The organism is Kocuria sp. CPCC 205235 (assembly GCF_040980905.1).
In the GTDB taxonomy this organism is placed as follows: Bacteria; Actinomycetota; Actinomycetes; order Actinomycetales; family Micrococcaceae; genus Kocuria; species Kocuria carniphila.
In genome coordinates this window covers 1-522 of the sequence record NZ_JAVKPR010000107.1, presented here as the reverse complement: position 1 = coordinate 522, position 522 = coordinate 1, and the positions used below count along the sequence as shown (strand labels likewise).

Annotated in this window: 1 protein-coding gene; it reads right to left on the bottom strand. The window is 63.2% G+C overall.

The features are described 5' to 3' along the window. On the bottom strand, nt 1–178 hold a 178-nt coding region (locus RF638_RS16210), incomplete at its 3' end, for a thiamine pyrophosphate-binding protein (RefSeq protein ID WP_368842485.1). Between the last annotated feature and the right edge of the window lie 344 nt (nt 179–522).

Below are 522 nucleotides of genomic sequence, written 5' to 3'. Positions count from 1 at the left end.
CCTCCTGACGGCACACCACAGTGTCGATGGGGGAGTCGTAGAGCCCGTCCAGGACGTCCAGGTAACTCTCGCCGGGAACCACGTAGGCGCGCTCGACCCCGTGCGCCGCGAGGGAATCCACGATCACGTGGCCCGCGGACTTGCGTCCTGAGGTCGAGGAGTCGGTGTGCTGCGTCATGGGAGGCTCTCTTTTCGTCGTTGAATGTGTCGTGCTTCCCGGGCCCCGATGCCCGGGCCGCGGCAAATCTGTCTTGAAAATACCCGAACACCCGACCCCTACCGGTATTACGACGAGCTGTTATCACGGCCGTGAACCCGGTGTGACGATGCCCCGGTGCGCGTGTAACGCGAACCGGGGCATCGGGACGGGGAGAGTGGGATCAGGCGTGCATGTCCTCGAGTTCCACGTTGTTGGTCTCCCGCACCATCTTGATGGTGAAGACCAGGGACACCAGCGCGAAGAACGCGTAGATGCCGTAGGTCAGCCCCAGTGAGAAGTTGGACAGGGACGGGAAGGAGACG